The 24,455-nt window shown below is 71.6% G+C and carries 19 protein-coding genes; 7 read left to right on the top strand and 12 right to left on the bottom strand.

What is annotated here, in order from left to right; genetic code table 11:
• Nucleotides 1–129: 129 nt before the first annotated feature.
• Nucleotides 130–3,057 (top strand): bifunctional glycosyltransferase family 2 protein/CDP-glycerol:glycerophosphate glycerophosphotransferase, encoded by a 2,928-nt coding sequence (locus OHB01_RS16375; protein ID WP_328855601.1) that lies wholly within the window; start codon nt 130–132, stop codon nt 3,055–3,057.
• Nucleotides 3,054–4,745: a glycosyltransferase family 39 protein gene (locus tag OHB01_RS16380; protein WP_168065743.1), complete on the top strand. Its 1,692-nt coding sequence runs from the start codon at nt 3,054–3,056 to the stop codon at nt 4,743–4,745. The genes OHB01_RS16375 and OHB01_RS16380 overlap by 4 nt, the downstream gene beginning before the upstream one ends.
• Here OHB01_RS16380 and OHB01_RS16385 read toward each other — a convergent pair.
• Nucleotides 4,712–6,286, bottom strand: coding sequence for a stealth family protein (locus tag OHB01_RS16385; protein WP_142646668.1), 1,575 nt, complete (start codon nt 6,284–6,286; stop codon nt 4,712–4,714). The two genes, OHB01_RS16380 and OHB01_RS16385, sit on opposite strands and share 34 nt — an antisense overlap.
• A gap of 155 nt (nt 6,287–6,441) precedes the next feature.
• Here OHB01_RS16385 and OHB01_RS16390 point away from each other — a divergent pair, with 155 nt between their 5' ends.
• Nucleotides 6,442–7,332 carry a CDP-alcohol phosphatidyltransferase family protein gene (locus OHB01_RS16390; protein ID WP_142646667.1) on the top strand — a complete coding sequence of 297 codons (891 nt, stop codon included), beginning with the start codon at nt 6,442–6,444 and terminating at the stop codon, nt 7,330–7,332.
• 122 nt (nt 7,333–7,454) lie between these two features.
• Nucleotides 7,455–8,495, top strand: coding sequence for a sulfotransferase (locus tag OHB01_RS16395; RefSeq protein ID WP_328855602.1), 1,041 nt, complete (start codon nt 7,455–7,457; stop codon nt 8,493–8,495).
• A 113-nt stretch (nt 8,496–8,608) separates the two neighbouring features.
• Here OHB01_RS16395 and OHB01_RS16400 read toward each other — a convergent pair whose 3' ends face one another.
• The 11 genes from OHB01_RS16400 to OHB01_RS16450 form a co-directional block, all read right to left on the bottom strand.
• The gene (locus OHB01_RS16400; RefSeq protein ID WP_328855603.1) at nt 8,609–11,251 is read right to left on the bottom strand and encodes an FtsX-like permease family protein; all 2,643 of its coding nucleotides are present in this window, start codon (nt 11,249–11,251) and stop codon (nt 8,609–8,611) included.
• The gene (locus tag OHB01_RS16405) at nt 11,248–11,931 is read right to left on the bottom strand and encodes an ABC transporter ATP-binding protein (protein WP_142646754.1); all 684 of its coding nucleotides are present in this window, start codon (nt 11,929–11,931) and stop codon (nt 11,248–11,250) included. The genes OHB01_RS16400 and OHB01_RS16405 overlap by 4 nt, the downstream gene beginning before the upstream one ends.
• Nucleotides 11,932–11,987: 56 nt before the next feature.
• A complete protein-coding gene (locus tag OHB01_RS16410; protein WP_147943722.1) occupies nt 11,988–12,524 on the bottom strand; it encodes a PadR family transcriptional regulator in 537 nt (178 codons plus the stop codon).
• 63 nt (nt 12,525–12,587) lie between these two features.
• Nucleotides 12,588–13,469, bottom strand: a complete 882-nt coding sequence (locus OHB01_RS16415; RefSeq protein ID WP_142646663.1) for a pyridoxamine 5'-phosphate oxidase family protein — start codon at nt 13,467–13,469, stop codon at nt 12,588–12,590.
• A 2-nt stretch (nt 13,470–13,471) separates the two neighbouring features.
• The gene (locus OHB01_RS16420; RefSeq protein WP_142646662.1) at nt 13,472–13,915 is read right to left on the bottom strand and encodes a VOC family protein; all 444 of its coding nucleotides are present in this window, start codon (nt 13,913–13,915) and stop codon (nt 13,472–13,474) included.
• Between the two features lie 342 nt (nt 13,916–14,257).
• A complete protein-coding gene (locus OHB01_RS16425) occupies nt 14,258–14,845 on the bottom strand; it encodes a CGNR zinc finger domain-containing protein (RefSeq protein ID WP_260617168.1) in 588 nt (195 codons plus the stop codon).
• 84 nt (nt 14,846–14,929) lie between these two features.
• On the bottom strand, nt 14,930–15,136 hold the full coding sequence (locus OHB01_RS16430; protein ID WP_142616461.1) for a hypothetical protein: 207 nt from the start codon (nt 15,134–15,136) through the stop codon (nt 14,930–14,932).
• Entirely contained in the window at nt 15,126–17,459 is a 2,334-nt protein-coding gene (locus tag OHB01_RS16435) for a PspC domain-containing protein (protein ID WP_328855604.1), read from the bottom strand. Before OHB01_RS16435 ends, OHB01_RS16430 begins: the two co-directional genes overlap by 11 nt.
• A gap of 88 nt (nt 17,460–17,547) precedes the next feature.
• Nucleotides 17,548–18,471: a hypothetical protein gene (locus tag OHB01_RS16440; protein ID WP_142646660.1), complete on the bottom strand. Its 924-nt coding sequence runs from the start codon at nt 18,469–18,471 to the stop codon at nt 17,548–17,550.
• Between the two features lie 22 nt (nt 18,472–18,493).
• Nucleotides 18,494–19,609: a DUF3696 domain-containing protein gene (locus OHB01_RS16445; RefSeq protein WP_142646659.1), complete on the bottom strand. Its 1,116-nt coding sequence runs from the start codon at nt 19,607–19,609 to the stop codon at nt 18,494–18,496.
• Nucleotides 19,602–20,780 (bottom strand): DUF262 domain-containing protein, encoded by a 1,179-nt coding sequence (locus OHB01_RS16450; protein WP_142646657.1) that lies wholly within the window; start codon nt 20,778–20,780, stop codon nt 19,602–19,604. Before OHB01_RS16450 ends, OHB01_RS16445 begins: the two co-directional genes overlap by 8 nt.
• A gap of 260 nt (nt 20,781–21,040) precedes the next feature.
• On the opposite strand from OHB01_RS16450, the gene OHB01_RS16455 reads away from it, so the two are divergent.
• From OHB01_RS16455 to OHB01_RS16465, 3 genes are all read left to right on the top strand, one after another.
• Nucleotides 21,041–22,216: a PspC domain-containing protein gene (locus tag OHB01_RS16455; protein ID WP_396689139.1), complete on the top strand. Its 1,176-nt coding sequence runs from the start codon at nt 21,041–21,043 to the stop codon at nt 22,214–22,216.
• Nucleotides 22,213–22,851: a response regulator gene (locus OHB01_RS16460; protein WP_142616464.1), complete on the top strand. Its 639-nt coding sequence runs from the start codon at nt 22,213–22,215 to the stop codon at nt 22,849–22,851. Before OHB01_RS16455 ends, OHB01_RS16460 begins: the two co-directional genes overlap by 4 nt.
• Nucleotides 22,852–22,949: 98 nt before the next feature.
• Nucleotides 22,950–24,410 (top strand): glutamate-cysteine ligase family protein, encoded by a 1,461-nt coding sequence (locus OHB01_RS16465; RefSeq protein WP_142646653.1) that lies wholly within the window; start codon nt 22,950–22,952, stop codon nt 24,408–24,410.
• The last annotated feature ends 45 nt before the right edge of the window (nt 24,411–24,455 follow it).

A 24,455-nucleotide genomic window follows, 5' to 3' on the forward strand; every position in this document is an offset into this window, starting at 1 on the left:
GTCCCGGCTCGTCCTCGCCCACGCGCCGTAAAGCGATCAGGGCTCGCTCGGGTCAAGAGCTGACCAAGCGAGCGTAAGGCCATGGGGATGGGCCGGTGGCGCGAGGCCGCCCATCGGCATTCTGACGGCGTGACGGTGCCTGTCAGGCTCTCGGTGGTCGTCCCCCTGCACGGCGGGGAGGAACACGCCGAGGAGTGCCTCGAATCCCTGCGCGACCAGACCCTGGACGACCTGGAGGTGATCCTCGTCGGCCGCCCGCGGGGCCTTCGCCCGCCCGACCACAGGTTCACGCTCCTCACGCTCGGCGACGGCGGCGACGACCCCGGCACGGCGCGCAACGCGGGCGCGAGCTGTGCCACCGGGCGCTACCTCGCCTTCGCCGACCCCGGCTCGGTCGTCCCCGCCGACGCCTACCGCGCGCTGGTCGGCGCACTCGACCACACCGGCTCCGACCTCGCCTGCGGCCGGATCCGCACCTGGACGCCGAAAGACCCGGGCCGGTCGTCGGGCCCTGCGCCGAAGCCCAGGCTGCGCACGCACATCACCCGGCACCAGAAGCTGCTGGACGATCCGCGGGCGGGGGGCACGGTGTTCCGCCGGGAGTTCTGGAACCGGCACGAGTTCGCCTTCCCCGTGGGTCTGGGCGAGGACTTCCCCGTGACGATTCCCGCGCACGTGCTGTCCACCTCGGCCGACGTGCTCGGCGACGTGGTCTGCCTCACGCGCGGGTCCCGGCCGCCGGCCGACCCGCTGCGCCGTCTGGAGGCGATGCTGGAGGTGTCGGACCTGCTCGCACGGCACGCGCCGCAGCTCCGCGCGGCCTACGACCTGCGCCTGGCGGAGGGGCCCGACCTCGACGCCGTGCTGGAGGCCGTACGCGACCACGTGCCTGACGGCCTCGCCGAGGTGCTGGGCCGCCTGGGCCGCCTGGACCCCGGCGCGGTGGAACGGCTGCCGGTCCTGAGAAGGCTCCAGATCCACTTCGCCGCGCACGGCATGACCGGCGAGCTGGCGGAGCTGCGGACGTTCGCCGCGTCGGAGATCAGGCACCGGGGCGTGCTCCGGCGGGGGCTGCGGCCCCGCCGCTGGTATCTCGACTACCCCTTCCGCCGTGACCCCCGGCTCCCGCGCTCGCTGTTCGACGCCACCCGCGACCTGCGGCTTGTCGCCTGCGTCGACGACGTACGCCACGCGGACGGCAGGCTCGCCCTGACCGGCCACGCGCACATCGCCCACCTGGACAGCCGGCGCAGCCGGATCGAGCTGTGGCTCCAGCGCGGGGAGGAACGGATCACCCTGCCGGTGCACCGGACCCGCAGGCCCGACGTGACCGCGGACTCCCGCCAGTCGGTCGCCTGCCACGACGACGCCGGCTTCGAGACCGTGGTCGCCCTCGACACCCTGCCCGCCGGCCGGTGGGCGCTGCACGCGCGGGTCCACGCGCGGGGTGTGACCCGGACGGGCCGGGCGATCGGGGCACCGAGTGAGCGGGTCTTCGACGCCGGGAACGTGCGCGTCTCCCTCACCCGCGACCGCGGGCTCATGCTCGGCCCCCGCACCACCGGCGACCCGGCTCCCGACCCGGGCGGCCTCGTGAGCGCGGTCCGGTGGACGGAGGCAGGCGAGCTGCTCCTGGAGTGGACGGGCCGGTGCCCGGCGGACCGGATCGTGCTGGAGTGCGGCGCCGAACGGCACTCCTGGCCGGTACGCCGAGACGAGGCGACGTGGACGGCCGTCATCGGCAGGACGGCCGAGGGACTTCCGCTCCGCAGCGGCACCTGGCGGGTGGTCGCCCTGTCGCCGGCGGGCGGGGAGGAGCGCGTGCGCCTCAGCCCGGCGCTGATCGCCGACCCGCCGAGACCGCGTGTCACCGGGTTCCACGAGATCGCGGTCCGCACCTCGCGCGACGGCGACCTCAGCCTCGCCGTACGCCCGGCGCTCGGCCCGCACGAGCGCGGGCCGTACGCGACGCGCAGGCGGCGGGCGGCGGCGCCGCGACGCACGGCCCTGCGGAACGCGGCGGTGTTCGACAGCTATGGCGGCGGGCAGTATTCGTGCAATCCCCGGGCCGTCTCCGAGGAGCTGGCGCGCCGCCACCCGGACGTGGAGATCGTCTGGGTCACCAGGGACGGACAGTTCGCGGTCCCCCCGGGCGTGCGGCTGGTCCTGTACGGCTCGCGCGAGCACGAGGAGGCGCTGCGCACCAGCCGCTTCGTCGTGGCCAACCGGCGCACCCAGCCGGGGTGGTATCGCAAGCCGCGCGGGCAGACGGTCGTGCAGACCTGGCACGGCACGCCGCTCAAGCGCCTGGGCCTCGATCTCGACGGCATGCCGTACGCGCAGCGGGTGCCGCGTGACGAGCTGGCGCGGCAGGTGGCGACCTGGGACCTGCTGCTGTCGCCGAGCCCGTTCGCCACCGGCGCGCTGCGCGGCGCGTTCGGCTACGCGGGGGAGATCCTGGAGTCCGGCTACCCGCGCAACGACGCGCTCTTCGATCCCGCACGCGCCCGCGCGGCGCGGCGGCGGCTGGGCCTGCCGGACGGCCGGCGGGTCATCCTCTACGCGCCGACGTGGCGGGACGACGACACCACCGGCCGGCTCGCGCTCGACCCGGTCAGGGCGGCCGGGGCGCTGGGCGACGACGACGTGCTGCTCGTGCGGGCCCACTATCTGATGGCGCGGGACATGACGATCCCGGACGGCGACCGCGTCCGCGATGTCTCCAGATTTCCGGACATGGCGGATCTCTTGGCCGCAGCGGACGTCCTGGTCACCGACTACTCGTCGGCGATGTTCGACTTCGCGTGCACCGGCAGGCCCATGGTGTTCTTCGCCCACGACCTGGAGCGCTACCGCGACGAGGTGCGCGGCTTCTACTTCGACTTCGAGGCAGAGGCCCCCGGGCCGGTGCTCAGAACCGGCGACGACGTGCTCGACGTGCTGCGGCACGGCGATCTGGGGCGGTTCGCGGCGCGCTACGAGCGGTTCGCCCGCACCTACTGCCCCTGGGACGACGGGCACGCCTCGGCGCGCGTGGTCGCGCGCCTGCGGCCATGATCCGCGCCACCCGGCAGGCCGCCGCACAGGCCGCCGCCGGTCGCACGTCCCGGCAGGCCGCCCCCCGTCCGCCTCGCCGTACGGCCGGCGCGTCACGCCGCGCCGTGCCCGCCGCTCCCGTGAGGCGCCCCGCCGGGGAACCCGAACGGCCTGCCCGGTCCGCCGCCGTGATCGTCGTCCCCGCCGTGCTCGCGCTCGTCGTCGGGCTCTGGGACCTCGGCGGGCCGCCGCTGTGGCGGGACGAGGCGGCCACCGTCAGCGCGGCCGGCCGCACCCTTCCCCAGCTCGTGCACATGCTGCAGTCGGTCGACGTGGTGCACGGCCTCTACTACGCGCTGATGCACGTCGTCGCGGGGCTGTCCGGCACGGCCGGGGTGGCGCTGCGGTTGCCGTCCGTCGTCGCGGGCGCGCTGGCCGCCGCCGGGACCGGCGCGATCGGCCGCGCGCTCGGCGTCCCCCGGGCGGGCCTGTACGGCGGCGCGCTGCTGGCCCTCATGCCCATCTTCTCCAGGTATGTCCAGGAGGCTCGTCCGTACGCGCTGACGGCGGCGGCGGCCGTCGGCGCGACCCTGCTGTTGCTGCGCCTGATGCGGTCGCCCACGTCGGCGGTCCTGGCGGCGTACGCGACGGCGCTGACCGTGCTGGCCTACCTCAACCTGTTCGCGTTCCTCCTGGCCGGGGCGCACGGCCTCGCCGTGGTCCTGTCGAGGGGACCGGTGCTCCGGTGGGCGTGCGCGGCGGCCCCGGCGCTGGCGGCCGTGGCGCCGCTGGCCTGGCTCGGCTCACGGCAGAGCGCGCAGGTGGGGTGGATTCCCCGGCCGGAGGCGGCCGACGTCGCTACGCTCGCCGTCCGGCTGTCGGGCGACCTCGGCGGGGCGACCGGACCCGGAGTGGCCCCCCTGACCTGGGCGCTGGTGCTCTTCGGCCTCGTGTACGCCGCGGTCGCGGGCGTCCGCCGGGCGCGCAGCGCGCGGGAACTCCCGGAGACCGCCGTGGGACGGTTGGAAGAGCCGCGGGCCGCTGCGGCCTGCTCCGGTCAGGCGGCGCTCGTGCGGCTGACGCTGCCGTGGCTGCTCGTGCCCGCGCTGGTGCTGCTCGCGGCCTCGTGGGCGATCCATCCCGTGTACGTGTTCCGCTACGTCTTCCACTGCGTCCCGGCGGCGGCGCTGCTCGCCGGGGCGGGCCTCGCCGCGCTGCCTCCCGGTCTCGGCGCGGCCATGCTGACCGCCTGGCTCGGCCTGTCGGTTCCCGGGCATTTCGCCACGCGAGGGCCCGACGGCAGGCAGGACGATCCGCGGCCGGTCATGGCGATGCTCGCGGCCGAGGCGAAGCCGGGTGACGGGGTGCTGTTCGTCCCCGCCAAGGTCAGGAAGTACGAAGCGGTCTATCCGTCGGTCTTCGGCAGGTTGCGTGACGTGGCGCTGGCCCGGTCACCCGAGCGGGACGGCAGCTTCTCCGGCCGCAATGTGGGCCCCCGGGTGCTCGCCGCCCGGCTCGACGGGCTGCGTACGCTCTGGGTCGTCGGCCAGACGGGCAAGCACGCGATGCCCGCCCGCAGGCGCGCCCTGGTCGAGCGTTCGTTCGCCCCGGCCGGCCGCTGGACCTTCCGGGGCATGTTCGTGGACAGGTACGACAGGTATGACCCGCGGCCCGCTCACCGCTCGAACGGCGCCGGGGTGGGGAAGTAGGCCTCAAGGAACCGGCCCAGCAGCGCGTCCTGCTCGGCCGTCGTGGGGGCGGTGTCGTTGAGGCAGAACACGTCGTGCCTGCGCCGGGCCAGCATGCGGCGCAGCTTGGCCGGCGTCTTCGGCAGCGACAGGTCCACGTAGGTGTAGTCGACCGTGCCGGGCACCGCCCGCCCGCTCAGGTAGCCGTAGTAGTGCGCCAGCGAGGACACCACCGAGATGTCACGCGACGTGCGGAACCTGCTGCGCGCGGTCGCCGTGAACTCCGCCGCGAACCGCCCCTCCAGCTCGTACATGACCGACCTGCGCAGCGCGTAGGGCACGTGCTTGAGCTTCTGCGTGATCGTGCGGCCGGTCAGGTTCTCCAGGATGCGCCGGTTGTTCATGCCGGCGGCGTGCACCGGCGACTCCTCGGTCTCCGGCACGCCGAACGGCACGTGAACGGTGCTGGGGAAGAAACGAGTGATCCCGTTGCCCTCGAAGAACGTGCGGGGCGGCAGCGGCCGGCCTAGGAAGAAGTCGTCGTTGAAATAGAGGAAGTGCTCGCTGAGCCCGTCGATGTGATGCAGCTGCGTCTCGATGGCGTGCGAGTTGAACACCGGCAGCACCGACGGGTCGGTGAAGATTTCCTTGTGGTCGACCACCGCGATCATCGGGTGGGTGGTGTCGAGCCACGGCGGCGTCTGCCCGTCGGTGACGATCCAGATCCGGTTGATCCAGGGGGCGTACATCAGCAGGGAGCGCAGCGAATAACGCAGCTCGTCCCTGCTGGTGAACCTGGCCTCCGTGGTCGCCATCTCGCTCGGCGGGGCGCCGGTGCGCAGCGCCTCGGCGCGCTCGGCCTGGTGGCGGCGCGCCCGCCAGGCCGGATCGGCGCCGTCCACCCACGTGTAGACGGCGTCGATCGGGAAGTCGATGTCGTCGAGCAGCCGCCGGACGAACTCGGGCCGGGTGCGGTAGGCGCGGGCCCTGCGGGCGGCGCACGCCAGCGGGGTGAACAGCTCCTCGCCGCCGTCCACGGCGGGGCCGTCGACGGGGACGCGGTCGCAGGCGGGGTTCGGCCTCGGTGCGACCAGCTCGTCGCCCTCCCGGGCCCAGAACTCCAGGTCGCACCCGTGCTCCGGACCGAGCGTCAGTGTGCGCGAGGGGCTGGCGAAATACATGGCCAGCCGCACGACCTTGGCGTCGCCGAGCAGCGCCGCCGCGCGCCGCACCGGGCGCATCCGGCCCGCGTCCGCCTGGCGCGCCCGCTGCCTGCCGTACGGCTGCCGCGACGCGAACAGCGGATGACTGCCGGCCGCGAGCGCGGCGAGGGCGCGGGTGCGGTCGTCCTCGGGCACGGCGATCACCGGAGGCCGGTTGGGCTGCGGGCGCACACAGAAGTACGGCACCGCCGCCTCGCCCAGCAGGGCGCACACCACGTCCAGCGTCTCGCGCTGGGCCTGGAGCGGACCCGCGTCCGCCCGGATGAGAGCGGCGCGCGGCGCGGGCTCCCACGACGGCAGCCGCCCCTGCAGCCGCCGGTACAACGTGACAACGGGCATGGTCTCCCCCTCGACCACGGACTGTAACCGATTGGCGACCGGAATGGCGGTTGGTTTACCCAGATGGGGGAGACGGTCAAGAAGCGGCAATGAGATGCCCTGCCTGTTACCGAAGAGCAGGCCAACGGCTACCCGTTGTAGTCATTCTTGCCTGCATGGGAGGCTTCACGCTGGACGACATACTCGCGACGCGCAAGCCGAGAGACTCGTGGTGGACCGTCTTCATGGTCGATCCGCTCGCCTGCCGGCTCGCGCTGCTCGTGGCCAATCACACCTCGATCACGCCGAACGCACTGACACGACTGTCCATGCTGATCGGCTTCGCTTCGGCGGCGGCCTTCACGGAGGGCATGCTCGTCGCCGGTGCGGTGCTGTTCTATCTGAGCTTCACGGTCGACTGCATGGACGGCAAGATCGCCAGGCTCAAGGGCACGGGGACGCCCTTCGGCCTGTGGCTCGACTACGTCGGCGACCGGGTGCGGGTGGTCTGCTGCGCCTTCGGGTGGGGATTCGGGGAGTACACCCGCACGGGCGACACCGACGTGGTGCTCGCCGCCGTCGGCGTCGTGGTGCTCGACCTGTTCCGCTACATCAACGGCCCGCAGCTCAAGCGGGTCAAGGACGCCACCCGCGCGCTGCTGGAGACACGGCTGGAGGGTCAGTACGTCCTCGCCGAGAGCGTCCTGCGCTCCCGGCCGCGAAGCGAGCTGGAGCAGGCCGCCGCGGAGTTCGAGCAGACCGCCGAGGACACCGGCGCCACGGTGGTCGACCTGCAGAAGGCGTTCCACGCGCGCTTCCCCTGGTATGACCGCTTCCGCGTCTTCCTGGTGCGGCACCGCGTGCGCACCCACGTCGTGAGCGGCATCGAGTTCCACGCCGCGGTCTTCGTCGTGGCCCCGCTGTTCGGAGCCGCGGCCCTGGTGCCGGTCGCGGCCGTGGCCGGCACGCTGCTGCTGACGTTCGAGATGTTCCTGGTCTACCGCGTCTGGCTGGCGTCCCGCCAGGTGCCCCGCACCGCCGCCGAGAGAGAGAAGATCCTCGTCTGACCGGCCTTCTCGGCCTGATGATCCACTACTTGTACGGCGTGACGCCGCCCGCGTCACGAGCCGCGCCCGGGGGGCGGGCGGCGGCGTGACGTCCGGAAATTTCACCACGGGGGATAGAACTCATGCATTCGGACAGACCTGTCTTCGTCGTCGGCTGCCCGCGCTCCGGCACCACCATGCTGCAGCTCATGCTGCACTCGCACCCGCGCATCGCGGTCCCGCCCGAGACGCGGTTCCTCGTCCCGGCCTACTTCTCCCGCAGGGCGTACGGCGACATGCGGCTGGCCGACAACAGGCGCAGGCTGGCGACCTGGATCGCCGAGGGCCGCACCACCAAGTTCCACGAGCTCGGGCTGAGCCGCCCCGAGTTCGTCCAGGCGGCCATGCTCGGCCCGGGCAGCTTCGGCTCGGTCATCGGCATGGTCTTCAAGTGCTACGCCGAGCGCTTCGGCAAGCCGCGCTGGGGCGACAAGCGGCCCAGCTACTACCGGCACGTCGAGATGCTGATGCGGATGTTCCCCGACGCGCAGTTCGTCCACCTCGTCAGGGACGGCCGCGACTGCGTGGCCTCGCTCAAGCAGATGCCCTGGTACAAGGCCGACGCCGTGCACGCGATGGCCAACTGGGCCGAGGCGATCGACTTCGGCCGCCGGCACGCGCGCAAGCTGCCCGCCGACAGCTTCTACGAGCTGCGCTACGAGGACCTCACCGCCGACCCGGAGACCGAGCTGAAGAAGCTGTGCGTGTACCTCGGCGAGGACTACGACCCGGCGATGTGCGAGCCGCGCCACGTGGCCGAGCTCGCCGTGCCCAAGCACAAGGTGTGGCACAGCAACACGCACGAGGAGGTGACCACCGCCCACTCGGGCAAGTGGGCCTCCCGGCTGGAGCCCTGGGAGATCTCGCTGTGCGAGGAGGTGCTCGCCGATCGGCTCACGGCGTACGGCTACGAGCTGAGCGGCGCGCGCAAGGCCGACCGCGAGCACGTCGCGGCGTTCAAGGCGGCGGCGGCCAAGCGCCGCGCGGCGCGCCTGCGCAAGTACAACCGCGACCGGCTCACCCGGCTGCGCGAGCCCGGTCCGATCGCCGCGCTGCTGACGGAGGGCCAGCGGCAGCTCGCGGGTCTGCCCCAGCAGCGCTCCTACGAACTGCTCCCCCGCTGACGACCCCTCTCGACGATCTCAACCGCCCGGCGGGGGGCCGACCGGCGCACGACGAGGCGTGTGCGTCGCTCGGCCTCCCGCCAGATGCCGAGGGGCCCGCCGGGTTCGTGACGTCAGGTCGCCCTGCGGCGGGGGAGCGGCAGGCGCGACCGGGTGAACGCGGCGCCGCCGAGTGCGGCCAGCAGGGGGAGCCCCACGACGAGCAGGCCGATGAGCGCCCAGGGGATCGCGATCGTCGGCGCCTCCGCGGGCACGATCGTCGTCACCCCGTCGGGGCGCAGAACCATGGTCGGGTGGGGGATGGGCCGCGAGGCCGCGGCGACGCCCGGGGCGAGGCCGGCGAGCACGCCCGTGACCGAGCCCAGCAGCGCGATCACCAGCGCCTGCCCGGCGACGACGGCCCGCTTCACGCGCGGCGCCGCCCCCACGGCCGACATGGTCTCCAGGTCGGGGCGCGCTTCGACGGCGGCCAGCATGGTCGCGACCGACGTCATCCCCAGCACGAGCACGGCCGCGATGATGCCCAGCACGACCAGGAGAAGCGTGTCGCCGGGCGTCTCCAGAGTCTCGAGCCGCACGGCGGCCTTGCCGGTGATCCGTTCCACCTTCGCGGCGATCCGGTCGGCCGTCGCCCGCGGAGTGCGGAAGTCCGCGGGGTCCACCACGAGCATGCAGGTGACCGCGGCATACCCGTTCTTCGCCGCCGCCTCGGGTGAGACGACCACGCGGGCCCAGCCCTGCCCGGTGGGCCGCACGCCGACGGCGGGCAGGGTGAGCGCCAGAGGCTCCCCTCCGGTCGCGGGTGTCAGCCCGATGCGCACCTCGCCCTGACGGATCACATCGGGGTTGAGCACGACCGGCTTCCCCTCGCGGAGCGCCGCCACCGCGGCGGGGTCGTCGCGCCGCAGCACGTAGCGGAGCAGGTCCTCGCCGCCCACCAGGAATCCGCCGGACCCGGTCGCGTCGAGCAGTTCCACCCGGTTGGTCCCCGAGGCGTCGTCCGGCACGAAGGCGAACAGCGGGGTGCCGGAGCGGGTCGCGAGCATCCGCGCCTCGATCAGCGGCACGCGGGCGGGCAGTTCCTCGCGCACGGCGGAGCGCACCCGGTCCCAGAGCTCGGGAGTGAGGTCCGGCCCGGTCACCTGGAGAGCCCCGGCCGGAGCCTGTGCGTAGTCCAGCACCGATCTCTGCCCGGCCACGCTGTGCCCGGCCACTCCCACCGCCACGAGCGCCACGACCGCGGTCATCACCGCCGCGACGGCGGGCGCCGTACGGCCCCTGTTGCGTACGGCGTCCCGGGCGGCGAACCGGAGCGGCAGGGGAAGCCGGGCGGCGAGCCGGGCCGTCGCCGCGAGGAGCACCGGCACCAGGGCGACCAGGCCGAGCTGGGTGACCAGGGCCGAGGTCGCGGTCCAGGCGATGTCGTGGCCCGCGCTCGCGATCGTCGCCGCCGTGCCCGCGACGACGAGCACGGCTCCCAGCAGCGGGCGGCCCGCCCGCTCTCGGCTCCGCTCGCGCCGGCCCGACAGCACGGCGACGGGGTCCGTACGGCTCGCCGCGACGGCCGGGGCGAGCGCGGCCAGCAGTCCCGCGACGACGCCTAGCACGGCGGTCGTCGCGACCTCGGCCCAGGGGACGCGGAACGGGCCGAGCAGGACCCCGGCCCACCACTCCAGCAGCGGCGTCGCGAGCCGGGACGCGACGACGCCCAGCGCCGCGCCGAGTGCGGAGGCGACCACGCCGAACAGCAGGCCGTCGGCGAGCGCGATCGTCCGCAGGTGTGCGGGGGAGCCGCCCTGGACGGCGACCAGCGCGAACTCGCGCGACCTGCGCAGCCGTCCGACGGCGAAGGCCGGCCCTGCCAGCAAGACGACCTCCAGCAGCATGATCGCGACCCACGGCACGGCCCGCACGGGGTCGGACACGCGCGAGGGCGGCTCGTCCGCCGTGAGCCGGTCGGTGACGGCCCGGCTGACGACCACGAGGCCCTGCGCGTTCAGCCGCCGCACGTCCGCCCACGTCACCGGCCGTGGAGAGTCCACGAGCCAGGCACGTGACATCAGCTCGGGGTCGGCCGGCCCGAAGGCGTCGTCCGGCAGGCTGCCGGGGAAGGTCGCGAGCGTGGGCCCGATTCCCGCCAGGGCGAACAGGGCCACGCCGACGACCCGCACCGGGCGGCGTTCGTCGCCGACGAGGAGCGTCACTCCCGGAGCCACCGCCCGCGCGTCGTCCCTCTTCAGCCGGTCGGCGGACACCACCGCCTCGCCGGGGGCAGCGGGCAGCCTGCCCTCGGTCAGCCGGAAGGTGCCCCGGGACATCGGATCGCGGAGATCGACCTGACGGATCTCTCCCGTCTCGTACCCCTGCGGGGTCAGGTAGCGGAACGTCCCCCGCGCCACCGGGACGACCCGGCTGCCGGGCGGGAGCAGCACCGTGACCTCGGCCTGTGTGAACGGCACGTCGCCGGGCTGTGGGGAGACGCCGTTGCCCTGTGCGTCCCGGGTGTTGCCCCATGCGTCCTGGGTGAGGCCCGCCCACCCGTGGGCGCCGGTCACCACCGCGTCGGCCTGCCCGATCGGGTAGTGCTCGCGGTCGCTTCCCGCCGCGGGGAAGAGCGCGGTCAGCGCGAGGACGGCGAGGGCGACCGGAAGCCCGATCATCGCGAGGATCAGCGCGCTGCGCCGTTTCGACCGCAGGGCGTTGCGGCGGGAGATCCGCAACGCCGCTCTCACCCCGCTCGCATGGATCGGGCTCATCGGGCGGTCTCCATCCCCGCGGCGGACGATTCGACGACCTGCCCGTCCTTGAGGAAGACGACGCGGTCGGCCCAGGCCGCATAACGGGGCTCGTGGGTGACCAGCAGCACGGCGGCCCCCGCGTCGGCCCGCTGCCGGAGCACCTGGATGATCTCGTCGCCGCCGCGGGTGTCGAGTGCGCCGGTCGGCTCGTCCGCCAGCAGCAGCCTCCGCCGGCCGACGAGGGCCCGGGCGATGGCGGCCCGCTGGCGCTGGCCGCCCGACAGGTCGTCGGGGAACCGGTCGCCGAGGTCCCCGAGGCCGACCTCCTCCAGCACCGCCGTCGCCTCCGCCCTGGCCTTCGCCGTACGGACGCCGTCCAGCTCGCGCGGGAGCGCGACGTTCTCGGCGACGGTCAGCGACGGGATGAGGTTGAGATCCTGGAAGACATATCCGGCGCTCCTGCGGCGCAGCTCCGCCAGGTGTTTCGGGGACAGATCCCGCAGCTCCCGGCCTTCGAGGACGACGGATCCCTCCGTCGGCCGGTCGAGCCCGCCCGCGAGGTTGAGCAGGGTGGACTTGCCGGACCCGGACGGGCCCATCACCGCGACCAGTTCCCCGGCGGCGACGTCCAGGCTGACGCCCCGCAGCGCGTGGACGGCACCCGTCCCCTCGCCGTGGACGCGTACGACGCCGGTCATGCGCACGACCGGCTCGCCGTCCGGCGCGGGCAACCGGTCCGGAGGTCGGGTTTCGGTCACGGGTTCTCCTCGGAGGGACGGGCGAGGACGGCCTCGCAGTGGTCGAGCCAGCGCTGCTCGGCCTCGGCATGGAAGATCATCGAGTCGATGACCAGACGCTGGGCGGCCTCGGTGGACGCGTCGAGGGTCCGCAGGGCGCGGGTGAGCTCCTGCAGGCTCCGCATGGTCGCTGAGCGCTGCGCCCGGATGACCGCCGCGACGTCCACGCCGGGGGTGGTGACCGCCATCGCGAGCTTGATGACGAGCTCGTCACGGGGCCGGTCGGCCCGGGAGACGGGTTTGGCGAACCACCGGTCGAGCTCGTCACGGCCTTCGGGGGTGATGGCGTAGCGGACCCGGCCCTGCTCGTCCTGGCCGCCCTGGTCGTCGCGGGACACCAGGCCGTCGCGTTCGAGGCGGGACAGCGTCGTGTAGACCTGCCCGATGTTCAGGGGCCAGGTCGTCGCCGTGGACGCCTCGAACTCGGCCCTGAGCTGGTAGCCGTAGCGCGGTCCCCGGCTCAGCAGGGCGAGCAGGCCGTGTCGTACTGACATGGATACTCAGTATGCATACTGAGTATGCCCTTGGCTACTCCGAGCCCCTCGGGGGCGCGTCCCTCACGCACCCCTGACGGGCGGGTTGAACCGGGAAAACTCCTCGAACGCCCAGCGCAGCGGGCTCGCGCCGCTGACCTGGAGCACCCGTTCGACGTCGAACTCCACGAGCCGCTGGGCGCCCGGCACCTCGTGCGGGTCCCAGTCGACCCGCGCCTTGCCGGTCAGGTGCAGCGCGTCGCCGGTGGCCCAGTCGAGGAAGAGCAGTCCGGCGGCGGGGTTCAGCTCCAGGTTGCCGAGGGTCATGTACATGAGGTTGCCCGCGTAGTCGGGCCAGACGAGCCGCCGGGCGTCCACCACCTCGACGAACCCGGGGTTGCCGCCCCGGTGCGAGACGTCCGAGCCGAGCCCGGGCGCGTGCGTCGCGACGAAGAAGGTGTCGGCGGCGCCGATCCACTTCTGCTGGGCCTCCGTCAGGCGGTCTCCGGACCACGACGTCCGCTCGCCGGGCTCCAGGTCATCGATGATCGTCCGCTTCTGCAGATATTTGGGGCAGTTCGAATACACCTGCTCGGTCCGTACGACCAGGCGCTCGCCGTCCCGCCGGGCCCGGCCGTTGACCCGCATCCGGCGCCGGGACCAGGGCTCGATGCCCAGCATGCCGATGTCGTGCTCCTCGTCGAACACGCCCGCGAGCGGCGCGCCGGGCACCGCGTCCACGACGATCGTGCGGTCGCCGGCCGCGGCGGCGAAGCCCGCCCGGCCGGCGAGCGGCGCGGCCCACACCCGGCGCTCGTGGTCCTCCGCGCCGATCACGATCATGCGCTGCGACTCCAGGAACCGCGCGGCGGCCTCCGGTATCTCGGCGCGTACGCGGGCCGATCCGTGCCCCTCCAGCCGGACGCCCGTACGGCGCTGGACCGCGATCTCTCCCGGGTGCCGCATCTCTAGAAGAAACCGCAGGTCGGAACGTCGGACCGGGGAGCGGGGCGGTCGTCGGCGCCGCTCGGCGCGTAGATCTCCAGCCGGATCCCGTCCGGGTCCTCGAAGAACAGGCCACCCGAGGGGCCGCCCTCGCGGTGGGGGACGATGCCGCCGTGGTGGATCGTCGCCCCGGTCTCCCGGACGACGGCCTCCGCCCTGCGTACGGCCTCGATGTCCGGCACCTGGAACGACAGGTGGTGCAGCCCCGGCAGGCCGGCGGCGAACGCGCCCTCGCTCTGCTGCCACAGCGTCAGCACCAGCGTGCCGTCCTGGGCGAGGAAGGCGTAGCGGTGCGCCTCGTCGGCCGACTCCGCGGCGAGGTCGAAGCCGAAGACCTTCCGATAGAAGCCGACCGACCTGTCGAGGTCGGAGACGTTCAGCCCGACGTGTCCCGTGGTGAAGCTCATGACCGCTCCTTCGTCCACAAATTCTAACGGGCTATTCCGTTAGAAGATGACGGCAGACTAACGGAAATCGACGTCAAAGTCCATTAGGAGAAGGGTTGCTTCCGGAGCGCGGATTGGCAGGGCGCGGGCGCGGCGATGGAGAACGGGCAGGGAGAACGGGCAGGGAGAACGGGCCCGGTGAGAGCGGGTCCGGTGAGAGCGGGTCCGGTGAGAGCGGGTCCGGTGAGAGCGGGTCCGGTGAGAGCGGGTCCGGTGAGAGCGGGTCCGGTGAGAGCGGGTCCGGTGAGTGGGCCCGGTGAGAGCGGGTGGCGGTCCGAGTTGGGAGGGCGGAGGCCCGGGGGTTCAGGCGTTCTTGTGCTGCCGGTAGTGACGGGCCGCGCGGGCGCGGTTTCCGCAGGCCACGGAGCACCACTCCTGGCGCGGGTGCTCCCTGACGAAATACAGCACGCACCGGGGCGCCGGGCAGGCGCGCAGGTGCTCCCGCTGCGGCCCGCCCAGCAGCTCGACGGCGGCGGACGCGAGGGCCGCCCGAAGGCGTACGGAGTCGGCGGCGGTCCGCGCGGGCAGGGTCCGGGCGCGGGGCGCCTCGCCCGGCGGCCATTCGAGCCGGGGGGCGACGGGCACCGCCGCCGCGGTGGCGTTCACGAGATCGAGGGAGGGCTCGAAGGCCGGCAGCCGGGCCGCGTCCGCGCCGCTCGCCGGCCCGGGGGCCACGGCCCGGGCGAACAGCGCGCGGATCGCCTGCCGCAGCGCCACGACCTCGTCGCGCATCTCGGCCGTGGCGACGAACGTGGCGGGGTCGATGCCGAGCTCGGACGCGTGGTCGCCGACCCAGGCGGCAAGGCCGCCGACGTCCTCCAGCGCGTCCACGAGTCCTGACCGGTTCGCCCGGACGGTGCTCACGAATTCCAGGACCAGCAGAGAGGACACCGGTTCAGTCTAACGTGACCGGCCGAGTGAATCCGTGAGACTGGAGGCCGGTCGGAGGCGTCGGCGGCGGATGTGCCGGAGGCGTCAGCGGCGGATGGCCTTGGCGAGGATGGCGACGAAGGCCGCGAACCCCAGCCCGCCGACGAGGACGGGCGCCATGACGACGGCGTCGGGCTCTGGCGCGGTGAGATAGCGGATCCCCATGCCGATGAACAGCAGGCCGCACAGCAGGGACATCCAGTTCGTACGGTGCACCCGGCGCGGACGCTCGGGTCGGGACTCAGGCGCCACGGCGCACCTCCACGTCGCCGAGCCCGGCCTTGACGTACAGCTCGATCGTCGGCAGGTCGCCCTCGACGGGCGTCTCCGGTTCGAGGACGCGGTCGAACTGCACGTCGGTGCCGTCCTCGACCTTGTGGTCGATCCTCACCTCGCCCAGCTTGGCGAAGCCGTGCACCTCCACGCGGGCGGTCGACGGCACGACCACCGTGAGCTGCCCCATCGACACCGAGGCATCGAACCTGACCCGGCCGCCCGGCTTGAGCGTCACGTCGCTCAGGTCGAGCTTGCCCTCACCGATGCCCAGTTCGTACGCGCCGGGTGTCTGGACGACGCCGACGGGATGCCAGACGAAGCTGCCGATCTTGCGGGGGATGCCGTTCACCGTCGAGCTTCCCACCAGTACGAGGGCCACGATCGTCCCCGTGGCGATCAGCCCGGCGCCCCGGCCGACCCAGGCCGCGACCAGCAGGCCCACCCCGATCGTGACGAGGACCGCCCCGCCGACGACCGGCAGGCCGACCGAGCCTGAGCCGGTCCGCTGCATGGTGACCATGATCCCTCCAACGATCAGGGCGAGGCAGATGGTGAGGCCGCCGACGAACGACCTGGGCCGCTTGGCCTTCGGCGGCCGCGGGGGCGGCGGCACGGGCGGGCCGTAGAGGCTGGGCGGAGGAGGATAGGGCGTCCCGTAGGGCTGGTGAGGCTCCCGCCGCGAATAGGGGCCGTGCGGGGCGAAGGGCTCACCGGCCCCGAAGCCGTGCCCGCCTGCGCCATGCCCGACTGCTCCGTGCCCGCCTGCCCCCTGCGCCCGGGTGTCCTGCCCTCGCAGGCCGTGGCCGTGGCCGCGGGCGCCGCCGTCGCCGTACGCGCCCGCCCGCGCCTCGCGGGCCAGGTCGGACAGCCGCCGATAGCCGGCGCCGGCCGGAGGGGCGGAGGCGGAGGGCCCCGGCGCGCCCGGAGCCCAGCCGGCCGGGCCGCCGAGGCGCGGGGCGTCCGGACCGGGGAGATTCGGGTCCGGGGTGTTCGTCGGGTCGGGGGTGTTCGTCGGGTCGGGGGTGTTCGTCGGGTCGGGGGTGTTCGTCGGGTCGGGGGTGTTCGTCGGGTCGGGGGTGTTCGGGTGCGGGGTGAACGTGCCGGGGGCGGGCTCGGCCGCCAGCCGGGCGAGGGGTTCGAAGGGCCGGGTCGGCGGGTCGCCGTCGGCCCGTCCCACCGGTGCCGTCGCGTCCCTGGAGACGGTCTCCTGGATGAGCGTGTCGTCCACGGACTTCGAGGGCGCCGCCACCGGGTACTGCACGATCGTGTCGTGGACCGCCGTGTCGCCCTCGGACGCGGCCGGGACCGTCCTGTCGTGGATGGCGGTCTCGTCGGCGACCTTGTCCACGGTCGTGTCCGCCGTCGTGTCCGCCGTCGTGTCCGTGGTCGTGTCCGTGGCACTGTCTGCGGATCCGTCCTCAGCCAGGCCGGGGTGTGCCGTGGTCTCCGCGCTGTCGGCAGCCGGACCGAGGTCCGTCGCACCGTCCGAGGCCGGGCGCGGAGCCCTGGAGTCCGCCGTGCTCGCCGCGTTGTCCGTGCCAAGGCCGAGGTCGGCCGTGCCCGCCGCGTTCTCCGCGGCCGGGCGAGGGGCTGCGGGGTCCGCCGTCCCGGCGGTGCCGGCGGTGCCCGCCGCGCCCATCGTGTTCGCCGTATCCGCCGTGTCCGCGTTGTCCGTCGTGCCGGCTGCGGGCCGCTGGGCCTGCGGCGCCGGGGTCTCCCGCAGCGGCGTCTCCGTCGCCGGCCTTCCCCCCGCGTACGGCTCCCGCGTGGGCGGCTCGGCGAAGGGCGTGAACGGCGCGAAGTTCGTGGTGGCCCGGGTCATGCCACGCCGTCCGGTCGCCCGCTCGGGCATCGACTTGGCCATCGTCAGCAGGTCGACGCCGCGTGCGTGGGCGGCCATCAGCACGATGGCCAGCAGCGTGCCGACCACGATCGTGCCGCGGTTGATCCCTCCGGACGCGACGTTGATGATCAGGCCGAACGCGAAGACGGCGGCCAGCAGCGCCAGCACGGTCTCGGCGTCGAACATCCGCCGGGTCCACTGCTCCAGATGGCCGGGGCCACCGCTCGGCTGGCGCATCAGCAGGAACGCCGCGATGTACAGCAGGACGCCGATGCCGGAGGCGAGGACGAGCACGCCGAAGCCGACCCGGAAGAGCACGGGGTCCATGCCGGTGAACCTGCCGAGGCCCGCGCAGACGCCCGTGATCATGCGCCCGTCCCTGGAGCGGCTGAGCACCTTCTCGGGCTCGGGCGTGCCGGGGGAGTCGGGAGCGGGTGTCGGTGGTGCCTCGGTCATGGTCCCATCCTGGCCTCGCGCGCCATGCCCGTGCCATCGGGGGAACCCCTGACTCGTCCCCGAGCCCTCAGGGGTGGCGTCAGGGCTCTCAGATGCCGAGCTTGCGGCCTATGTAGGCGACCCTGGCCGTACGATCCTCAGTCACCAGACGGAAGTGGAGACGACCCGCTCCCGGAGTGAATCGGGCATGCCATTCGAAGATCCTCGTCGATCCGTCGAGATCCTCGAAGTGGCACAGTTGCTCCCGGCCTTCGAACTCCTGGCTGACCTTCGTGTGCCAAAAGGGTAAGGCGGATGCGTTGGTGCCCCAGTCTGCGATGGATCGTTCCAATTTAAGCAATGCGGTGAAAACAGGTTGTATCCAGTCCTGCCGCAGGTTGTGTAGATCACCCTCGATGCGAGGAAGAAATGTGAGGTGAGGAAAGCGATCTTCTCTGATTTCCCAGATTGCGGACCCTGATGTGATGCCGTCCCGCCCGATCTCCTGGACCCAGTCTTTGTGTTCCAGAGCATGCTGGTGGGTGGTGGCGTGGCGAACCTTGACGGTGTCCTCGTGTAGTTTCACCTCACCGTGGTCGTCCTCCGCGACCATCTTCTGGTGCAGGCCGACCCAGGCGCTGTTCCAGACCGTGTCATAGGAGAGGCTGACCGCCAGACCGTCTGAAAGGTGTGCCGCTCCGAGTCCTCCAGCAAGCCGACCGCCGTGTCGATATTCGACGTCCGCGTCCGCGCCCTCGGGCAGGACGGCTTGAAAGGGGGCACGATTTCGGATCGCCTGGATCAGTCGCCAACGATCTTGGTTGGCGCCGCTGGACGCGATCCACCGCTGAACCGAGTAGCCCGGCGTGAGCTCGATGGACTTGAACGGCGTAGGAGTGACGAGGGCGAGGTCTCTACGCCAGCTATGAATGGCCCTGAGAAGGTCTACGAACTCTGCCATGACCTCGTCGGTCCGGTGGTGGGGCCCTTCCACGGCAGTGGAAAGCTCGTTGAAGAAGAGCAGGACGGTCACGGGGGGTTCCTTCCGGCGCGGGTCAATCCAGGAGACGGTCCAGTGAACGCTCCCACTCGTCGAAGAAGCCTTCGGGCCAATCAGACAGCATCCCGTCGGATCCCACGGTGGGATTCAATATCTCTATCCCGCGAGTGCTTCTGCGAAAGTAGTGCAGAAGGACGTGCTCAGCGGGGAAATGCCGCTCCTTGATGGCGAGCCGGACGCCGTTGAGCACGTGGTCACTGTGGGTTTCGACCACCACCTGAGCTCCGGCGGCCGCGGCCGCGCAGGTGAGCATGGCCATCCCGGTTTGCCCGCGAGGATGCAGGTGGGCCTCGGGGTTTTCGATGAGCAGGAGACCACCGGGCTTCGCGGTGAGGCAGGCCACCACCACTGGCAGGACGTACGTGAGTCCGAAACCGACGTTGGTCGGTCGGTATCGGTTACTGGCGGAGAGGCCGGCAGTGCCGAAACGGAAGCTCAAGCGAACCGAGTCGGTGCCCTCGATCGCGTCTGCCTGAAGGTTGACACCGGGACATATCTCCTGCATCCATGCCTCAGCCTGATCGAGCAGGCGGCGGGACTTTCCTTGAGGATGATGGAGGCGCTCATGCAGAACCGGCTCGTCCTGGAAGTGGCGCAGGAAATTGACCGCATGCTCGCCGCGCGACCCAAGGAATCCGCGCCTGACGGCGATTTCGTGGGATCGGGGGTAACTCACCGCGGGAGCGATGCGGTCGGCGCGAAGGTATTGGAAGCCTGCTCCGGACAGTGCTGGGGGGAGGACGGGGGCAGGACGATCACGCGGCTCATCCAGCCGGAGGAGATCCGCCTCACGTTCATACCGGGCGGACCAGGAGTAGTCGATGCCTTCACAGCGCAAGGCGAGCTGGATTCGTGGTTCCGCGCCGTCCGATGCGACATAGTCCTCGTGGAGAACGTCTTGCCCCACCCCAAGCTCGACCAGATCGCCGTTCAGCAGGAAGCCTCCGTCCTCCTCGTGAAGCGCGTCATGGGACTGTCTCAAGAGGGCCAGGGTTTGAAGCACCGTGCTTTTGCCGCTGGAGTTCAATCCGGAGAGCAAGGTGTAAGGACTGAGAGGGATCTGCGCGTTGGCAAACGCCTTGAAGTTCGTGATGGTGAGCCGGTCAATCACGGGCCAGCCCCTTCAGTATAGATTCAACCGCGCCGAACCGTAGCTTCACCTTCCCGATGTCGCCGGTGGCCAGGGATACGGACCGTTCGAAGGCGGGCTCCTCGAGGAGCGCGGAAAGCTGCCACAACACCTGCTCCCGTCGTTTGCGTAGAATGCCGAGTTCGTGGTCCGTTCGCCGGGCGAGACCGACGGAGACCGCTTCGAAGAGGGCCTTGTTGATTGGCCGCCGTCGGGATTCTCTCAGATTGAATTTGCGGAAGGCGTAGTCTCCGAAGATTTCATGCGCGGCATGCATGCTCCGGGCGAACTCGTTTCGCAGCCGTGATACGTCCCCCTCCCCGAGCCCGTTGACTTTGTGCATCGCATCGCGGAGGAAGTCGTCGAAGTCCTGCCGCAGGTAGTGCTCCGGCCCGGTGAGCCGGAATGCGATGAAGCGAAGCACCATTTCGCGATCATCCATGCGTTCTGGGCGAACCGAGCCAAGCGTGGCCTTCTGGTATGCCTCGGACTCTGTCAGCTCCCGTAGTAGGCCCCGTACGCGACCGGGGATCAGCGCATGCCGCAGTTCTTGGCGACTCAGGGGCCGTCCTCCCGTGTTGATCCGGGCGAAGATATTGAACATGACCGATTCTGGTGTGCCCTGCCGGATGAGGTGGACCACTACTTCGGTCTCAAGCAGCCGGGTCTGGAGCCGGCCGGGAAGGTCGGAAAATCGTTTCTCCTCGTAGTCCTTTCCCAGATACTCCAGCTTCTTCAAGGTCAGAGGCGGCATACCGATGCTGTCCGGATCGACGAAGCGGGCGATCGTGGTGAGCCGCTGCACCCCGTCAATCATGACCCAGCGCTCGTCGTCCGTCTCGGCAGCGTAGAAGGTCGGTAGCGGAATGCGCAGCAGCATGGACTCGATCAGTCGGCTCTGTGCTTGTTGGGTCCAAATACCCGCGAACCGTTGAAAATCCGGCTGTAGATCAAGGACGTTACGCCGGATCCGGGAAAGGAGTAAATCCACCGTGGGGGTCCGTGTCGTGACGTCGATCTTCTCTGGGTCGAACGGCTCCGAGGGGCCCTCCTCGTCCTCCATCTCCCGCTCGACGCCGATGCTGTGCCCGGTCGAATCCAACTCGACCGCAATTTCCGGTTCGTTCTCGCGATCCAGTGGCTCTTCGGACATGCCCCGCCGCTCCTCCAGCAGTGATACGCCATACACGCATTGGCCGCTCCACAGCCGATGGCGTGATCCAACAGTATCCGTAACCATGCGAACGCGAGTGGTTCTGCCGGGGCAAACCTCCAGGTAGAGCACACGAAATGCCGCAAGACGACGGACGCGCTCACCCCTGACTCGTCCCCGAGCCCTCAGGGGTGGCGTCAGGGCATGCCCTGATGCGCTCATGGCCAGTGACGTGTGACGATGCTTCCGAGATGTCTGAGATGCCTAACGCCCCCGCGGCGTATCCCCGGATGGTCCGGCCCGCCTCGGGCCGGGTGGTCGCGGGCGTCGCCCAGGGCGCCGCCGCCCAGCTGCGGCTCGACCCGGTCGTGCTGCGCCTCGCGTTCGTGCTGCTCACCGTCATCGACGGGCTGGGCGTCGTGGCGTACGCCGCGCTGTGGGTGTTCACCCCCAAGGAGGAGGTGAAGGGCCGCGCGCCGGCCCGTGAATGGGGCCAGCTCGCCGCGTACGGCGTGCTGTGGCTGGCGCTGGCGGGCTTCGCGTGGATGACGGGCGCCTCCAGCGGGGGGTTCGGCACGTGGCCGATCGCGGTCGGCGGCATCGGCGCGCTGATCCTGTGGCAGCAGGCCGACCCGGGACGGCGGCAGCGGTGGATGTCGGGCGCGGTCAAGCAGGTCAGCACGACCTGGGTGCGCACCGGTATCGGCGCGCTGCTGGTGGTCGTGGGCGCGATCGGCTTCCTGGCCGCGAGCGGCGAGCTGGCCAAGGCCAGGACCGGGCTCGTGTTCACGGCGGTCGTCGTCGGCGGCATGCTGATGATCGCCGCGCCCTGGCTGGCCACGCTCATGAAGGAGCTGCAGCGGGAGCGCACCGAGCGCATCAGGCAGGAGGAGCGGGCCGAGGTGGCCGCTCACGTCCATGACTCGGTGCTGCACACGCTTACCCTGATCCAGCGCAACGCCCACGACGCGCGGGAGGTCGCCAGGCTCGCCCGGTCGCAGGAGCGCGAGCTGCGCAACTGGCTCTACCAGCCCAAGCAGGACGCCGACGCCACCCTCGCGGCGGCCGTACGGCGGGTCGCGGCCGAGGAGGAGGACGCCCACGGCGTGCAGATCGAGGTGGTCTGCGTGGGCGACTGCGAGCTCGACGAGGGCCTGGTGGCACTGCTGCACGCGGCCCGGCAGGCGATGGTCAACGCGTGCAAATACAGTGGGGCTCCGGTCGTCTCCGTCTACGCCGAGGTCGAGCCCGACGAGGTGACGGTGTTCGTCCGTGACCGGGGCAAGGGCTTCGTGCTCGACGACGTCCCCGGTGACAGGATGGGCATCCGCCAGTCGATCATCGGCAGGATGGAACGCAACGGGGGAAGCGCCCGGGTCAGGACCGAGCCGGGCGACGGAACCGAGGTCATGCTGACCATGAAGAGGGAAAAATGAAGACCGTACGCGTGCTGATCGTTGACGACCACCGGCTGTTCCGGTCCGGCGTACGGGCCGAGCTGGGTCCGTCGATCCAGGTGATCGGCGAGGCCGAGGACGTGGAGTCGGCGGTGACGGCGATCGGCGAGCTGGAGCCCGATGTGGTGCTGCTCGACGTGCACATGCCGGGCGGCGGCGGCCAGGAGGTGCTGCGGCGCGTGCTCGGCTCCGGCTCCCAGGTGCGCTTCCTCGCGCTGTCGGTCTCGGACGCGGCCGAGGACGTGATCGGCGTCATCCGCGGCGGCGCCAGGGGCTACGTGACCAAGACGATCAGCGGCGCCGAGCTGACCGACGCGATCATCCGGGTGTCCGAGGGCGACGCGGTGTTCTCGCCGCGGCTGGCCGGGTTCGTGCTCGACGCGTTCGCTTCGACGGAGGCCCCGCCCATCGACCCGGAGCTCGACTCGCTCACCCAGCGGGAGCGCGAGGTGCTGCGGCTGATCGCCCGGGGTTACGCCTACAAGGAGATCGCCAAGGAGCTGTTCATCTCGGTGAAGACCGTCGAGACGCACGTGTCGAGCGTGCTGCGCAAGCTGCAGCTGTCCAACCGGCACGAGCTGTCGCGCTGGGCCACCGCACGACGTCTGGTCTGACCCCGTACGCGCGACCCGTACGCGCGAAGCCGTATGCGCGAACCCGTCCGCGCCGACCCGTCTGGTGCGATCGCCTACCGGCGTGCGACGCTCAGTGCATGGGCCGTGACGTACCCTCCGTCTCCTTCAGCCGGGAGGACCGCCGTCGCTACCGGGACAAGGTGAAGCTGTCGCTCGACGTGCTGGCCGAGATGCTGCGGGAGTCGCGGTTCGCGTTCGACCGGCCCCAGGCGGGCCTGGAGATCGAGCTGAATCTCGTCGACTCCCGGGGCGAGCCGGCGATGAAGAACGCCGAGGTGCTGGCCGCCATCGCGGAGCCCGACTGGGCGACGGAGCTGGGCCAGTTCAACGTCGAGATCAACATCCCGCCCCAGGTGCTGGCCGGCGAGGGCGGCCGCCTGCTGGAGGAGTCCGTACGGCTGCGCCTCAACCGGGCGCAGGAGCGGGCGGCGCGGGTCGGCGGGCAACTCATGCTGGTCGGCATCCTGCCGACGCTGCGCGAGAGCGACGTCCACGAGGGGACGCTGTCGGCCAACCCCCGCTACGCGCTGCTGAACGAGCAGATCTTCGCCGCCCGGGGTGAGGACCTGCACCTCGTGATCGAGGGGGTGGACCGGCTCGACACCTATGCCGACAGCATCACCCCCGAGGCGGCGTGCACGAGCGTGCAGCTCCACCTGCAGGTCAGCCCGGAGAGGTTCGCCGACCACTGGAATGCGGCACAGGCCATCGCCGGTCCGCAGGTCGCGGTCGCGGCCAACTCGCCGTTCCTGTTCGGCAAGGAGCTGTGGCGCGAGACCAGGATCAGCCTGTTCGAGCAGGCCACCGACACCCGGCCCGAGGAGCTGAAGGTCCAGGGCGTGCGGCCGCGCGTCTGGTTCGGGGAGCGGTGGATCACGTCGGTCTTCGACCTGTTCGAGGAGAACGTCCGATACTTCCCCGCGCTGCTGCCGCTGTGCGACGAGGAGGACCCGAGGCGGGTGCTCGATGACGGCGGGGTGCCCGAGCTGCACGAGCTGCGCCTGCACAACGGCACCGTCTATCGCTGGAACCGGCCCGTGTACGACGTCTCCGACGGCGTCCCCCACCTGCGCGTGGAGAACCGCGTGCTGCCCGCCGGGCCGACGGTGGCCGACATCGCCGCCAACGCCGCGTTCTATTACGGGCTCATGCGGGTGCTCCCGGCGGCCGAGCGGACGGTGTGGACGCGCATGTCCTTCGCCGCGGCCGAGGACAACCTCCGCAACGCCGCGCGGTATGGCCTCGACGCCCGCCTCTACTGGCCCGGCATGGGGGAGGTGCCGGCCGCCGAGCTGATCCTGCGCAGGCTGCTGCCCATGGCCTATCACGGGCTCGACCTGTGGGGGGTCGACCCGGTCCAGCGCGACCGGCTGCTCGGCATCATCGAACGGCGCTGCGTGACCGGCCGTACGGGGGCGGACTGGCAGGTCAGGACGGCCCGCGCGTTCGGCGGTGACTATGAGGCGCTGCGCCGGATGACCCTGCGCTATCTGGAGCACATGCACACCAACGAGCCCGTCCACACCTGGGGCATGTGAAACTTTTCAATTCGGCTACGGTGCCCACTTTTTGCGGGCATTGAT

The organism is Microbispora hainanensis (genome assembly GCF_036186745.1).
In the GTDB taxonomy this organism is placed as follows: domain Bacteria; phylum Actinomycetota; class Actinomycetes; order Streptosporangiales; family Streptosporangiaceae; genus Microbispora.

Bases quoted from the DNA above. Each gene is read 5' to 3' on its own strand.
- OHB01_RS16385 (WP_142646668.1), bottom strand. From the start codon at position 6,286: ATGCCCGTTGTCACGTTGTACCGGCGGCTGCAGGGGCGGCTGCCGTCG.
- OHB01_RS16395 (WP_328855602.1), top strand. From the start codon at position 7,455: ATGCATTCGGACAGACCTGTCTTCGTCGTCGGCTGCCCGCGCTCCGGC.
- OHB01_RS16390 (WP_142646667.1), top strand. From the start codon at position 6,442: ATGGGAGGCTTCACGCTGGACGACATACTCGCGACGCGCAAGCCGAGA.
- OHB01_RS16400 (WP_328855603.1), bottom strand. From the start codon at position 11,251: ATGAGCCCGATCCATGCGAGCGGGGTGAGAGCGGCGTTGCGGATCTCC.
- OHB01_RS16435 (WP_328855604.1), bottom strand. From the start codon at position 17,459: ATGACCGAGGCACCACCGACACCCGCTCCCGACTCCCCCGGCACGCCC.
- OHB01_RS16420 (WP_142646662.1), bottom strand. From the start codon at position 13,915: ATGAGCTTCACCACGGGACACGTCGGGCTGAACGTCTCCGACCTCGAC.
- OHB01_RS16415 (WP_142646663.1), bottom strand. From the start codon at position 13,469: ATGCGGCACCCGGGAGAGATCGCGGTCCAGCGCCGTACGGGCGTCCGG.
- OHB01_RS16460 (WP_142616464.1), top strand. From the start codon at position 22,213: ATGAAGACCGTACGCGTGCTGATCGTTGACGACCACCGGCTGTTCCGG.
- OHB01_RS16450 (WP_142646657.1), bottom strand. From the start codon at position 20,780: ATGTCCGAAGAGCCACTGGATCGCGAGAACGAACCGGAAATTGCGGTC.
- OHB01_RS16380 (WP_168065743.1), top strand. From the start codon at position 3,054: ATGATCCGCGCCACCCGGCAGGCCGCCGCACAGGCCGCCGCCGGTCGC.
- OHB01_RS16465 (WP_142646653.1), top strand. From the start codon at position 22,950: ATGGGCCGTGACGTACCCTCCGTCTCCTTCAGCCGGGAGGACCGCCGT.
- OHB01_RS16405 (WP_142646754.1), bottom strand. From the start codon at position 11,931: ATGACCGGCGTCGTACGCGTCCACGGCGAGGGGACGGGTGCCGTCCAC.
- OHB01_RS16410 (WP_147943722.1), bottom strand. From the start codon at position 12,524: ATGTCAGTACGACACGGCCTGCTCGCCCTGCTGAGCCGGGGACCGCGC.
- OHB01_RS16455 (WP_396689139.1), top strand. From the start codon at position 21,041: ATGCCTAACGCCCCCGCGGCGTATCCCCGGATGGTCCGGCCCGCCTCG.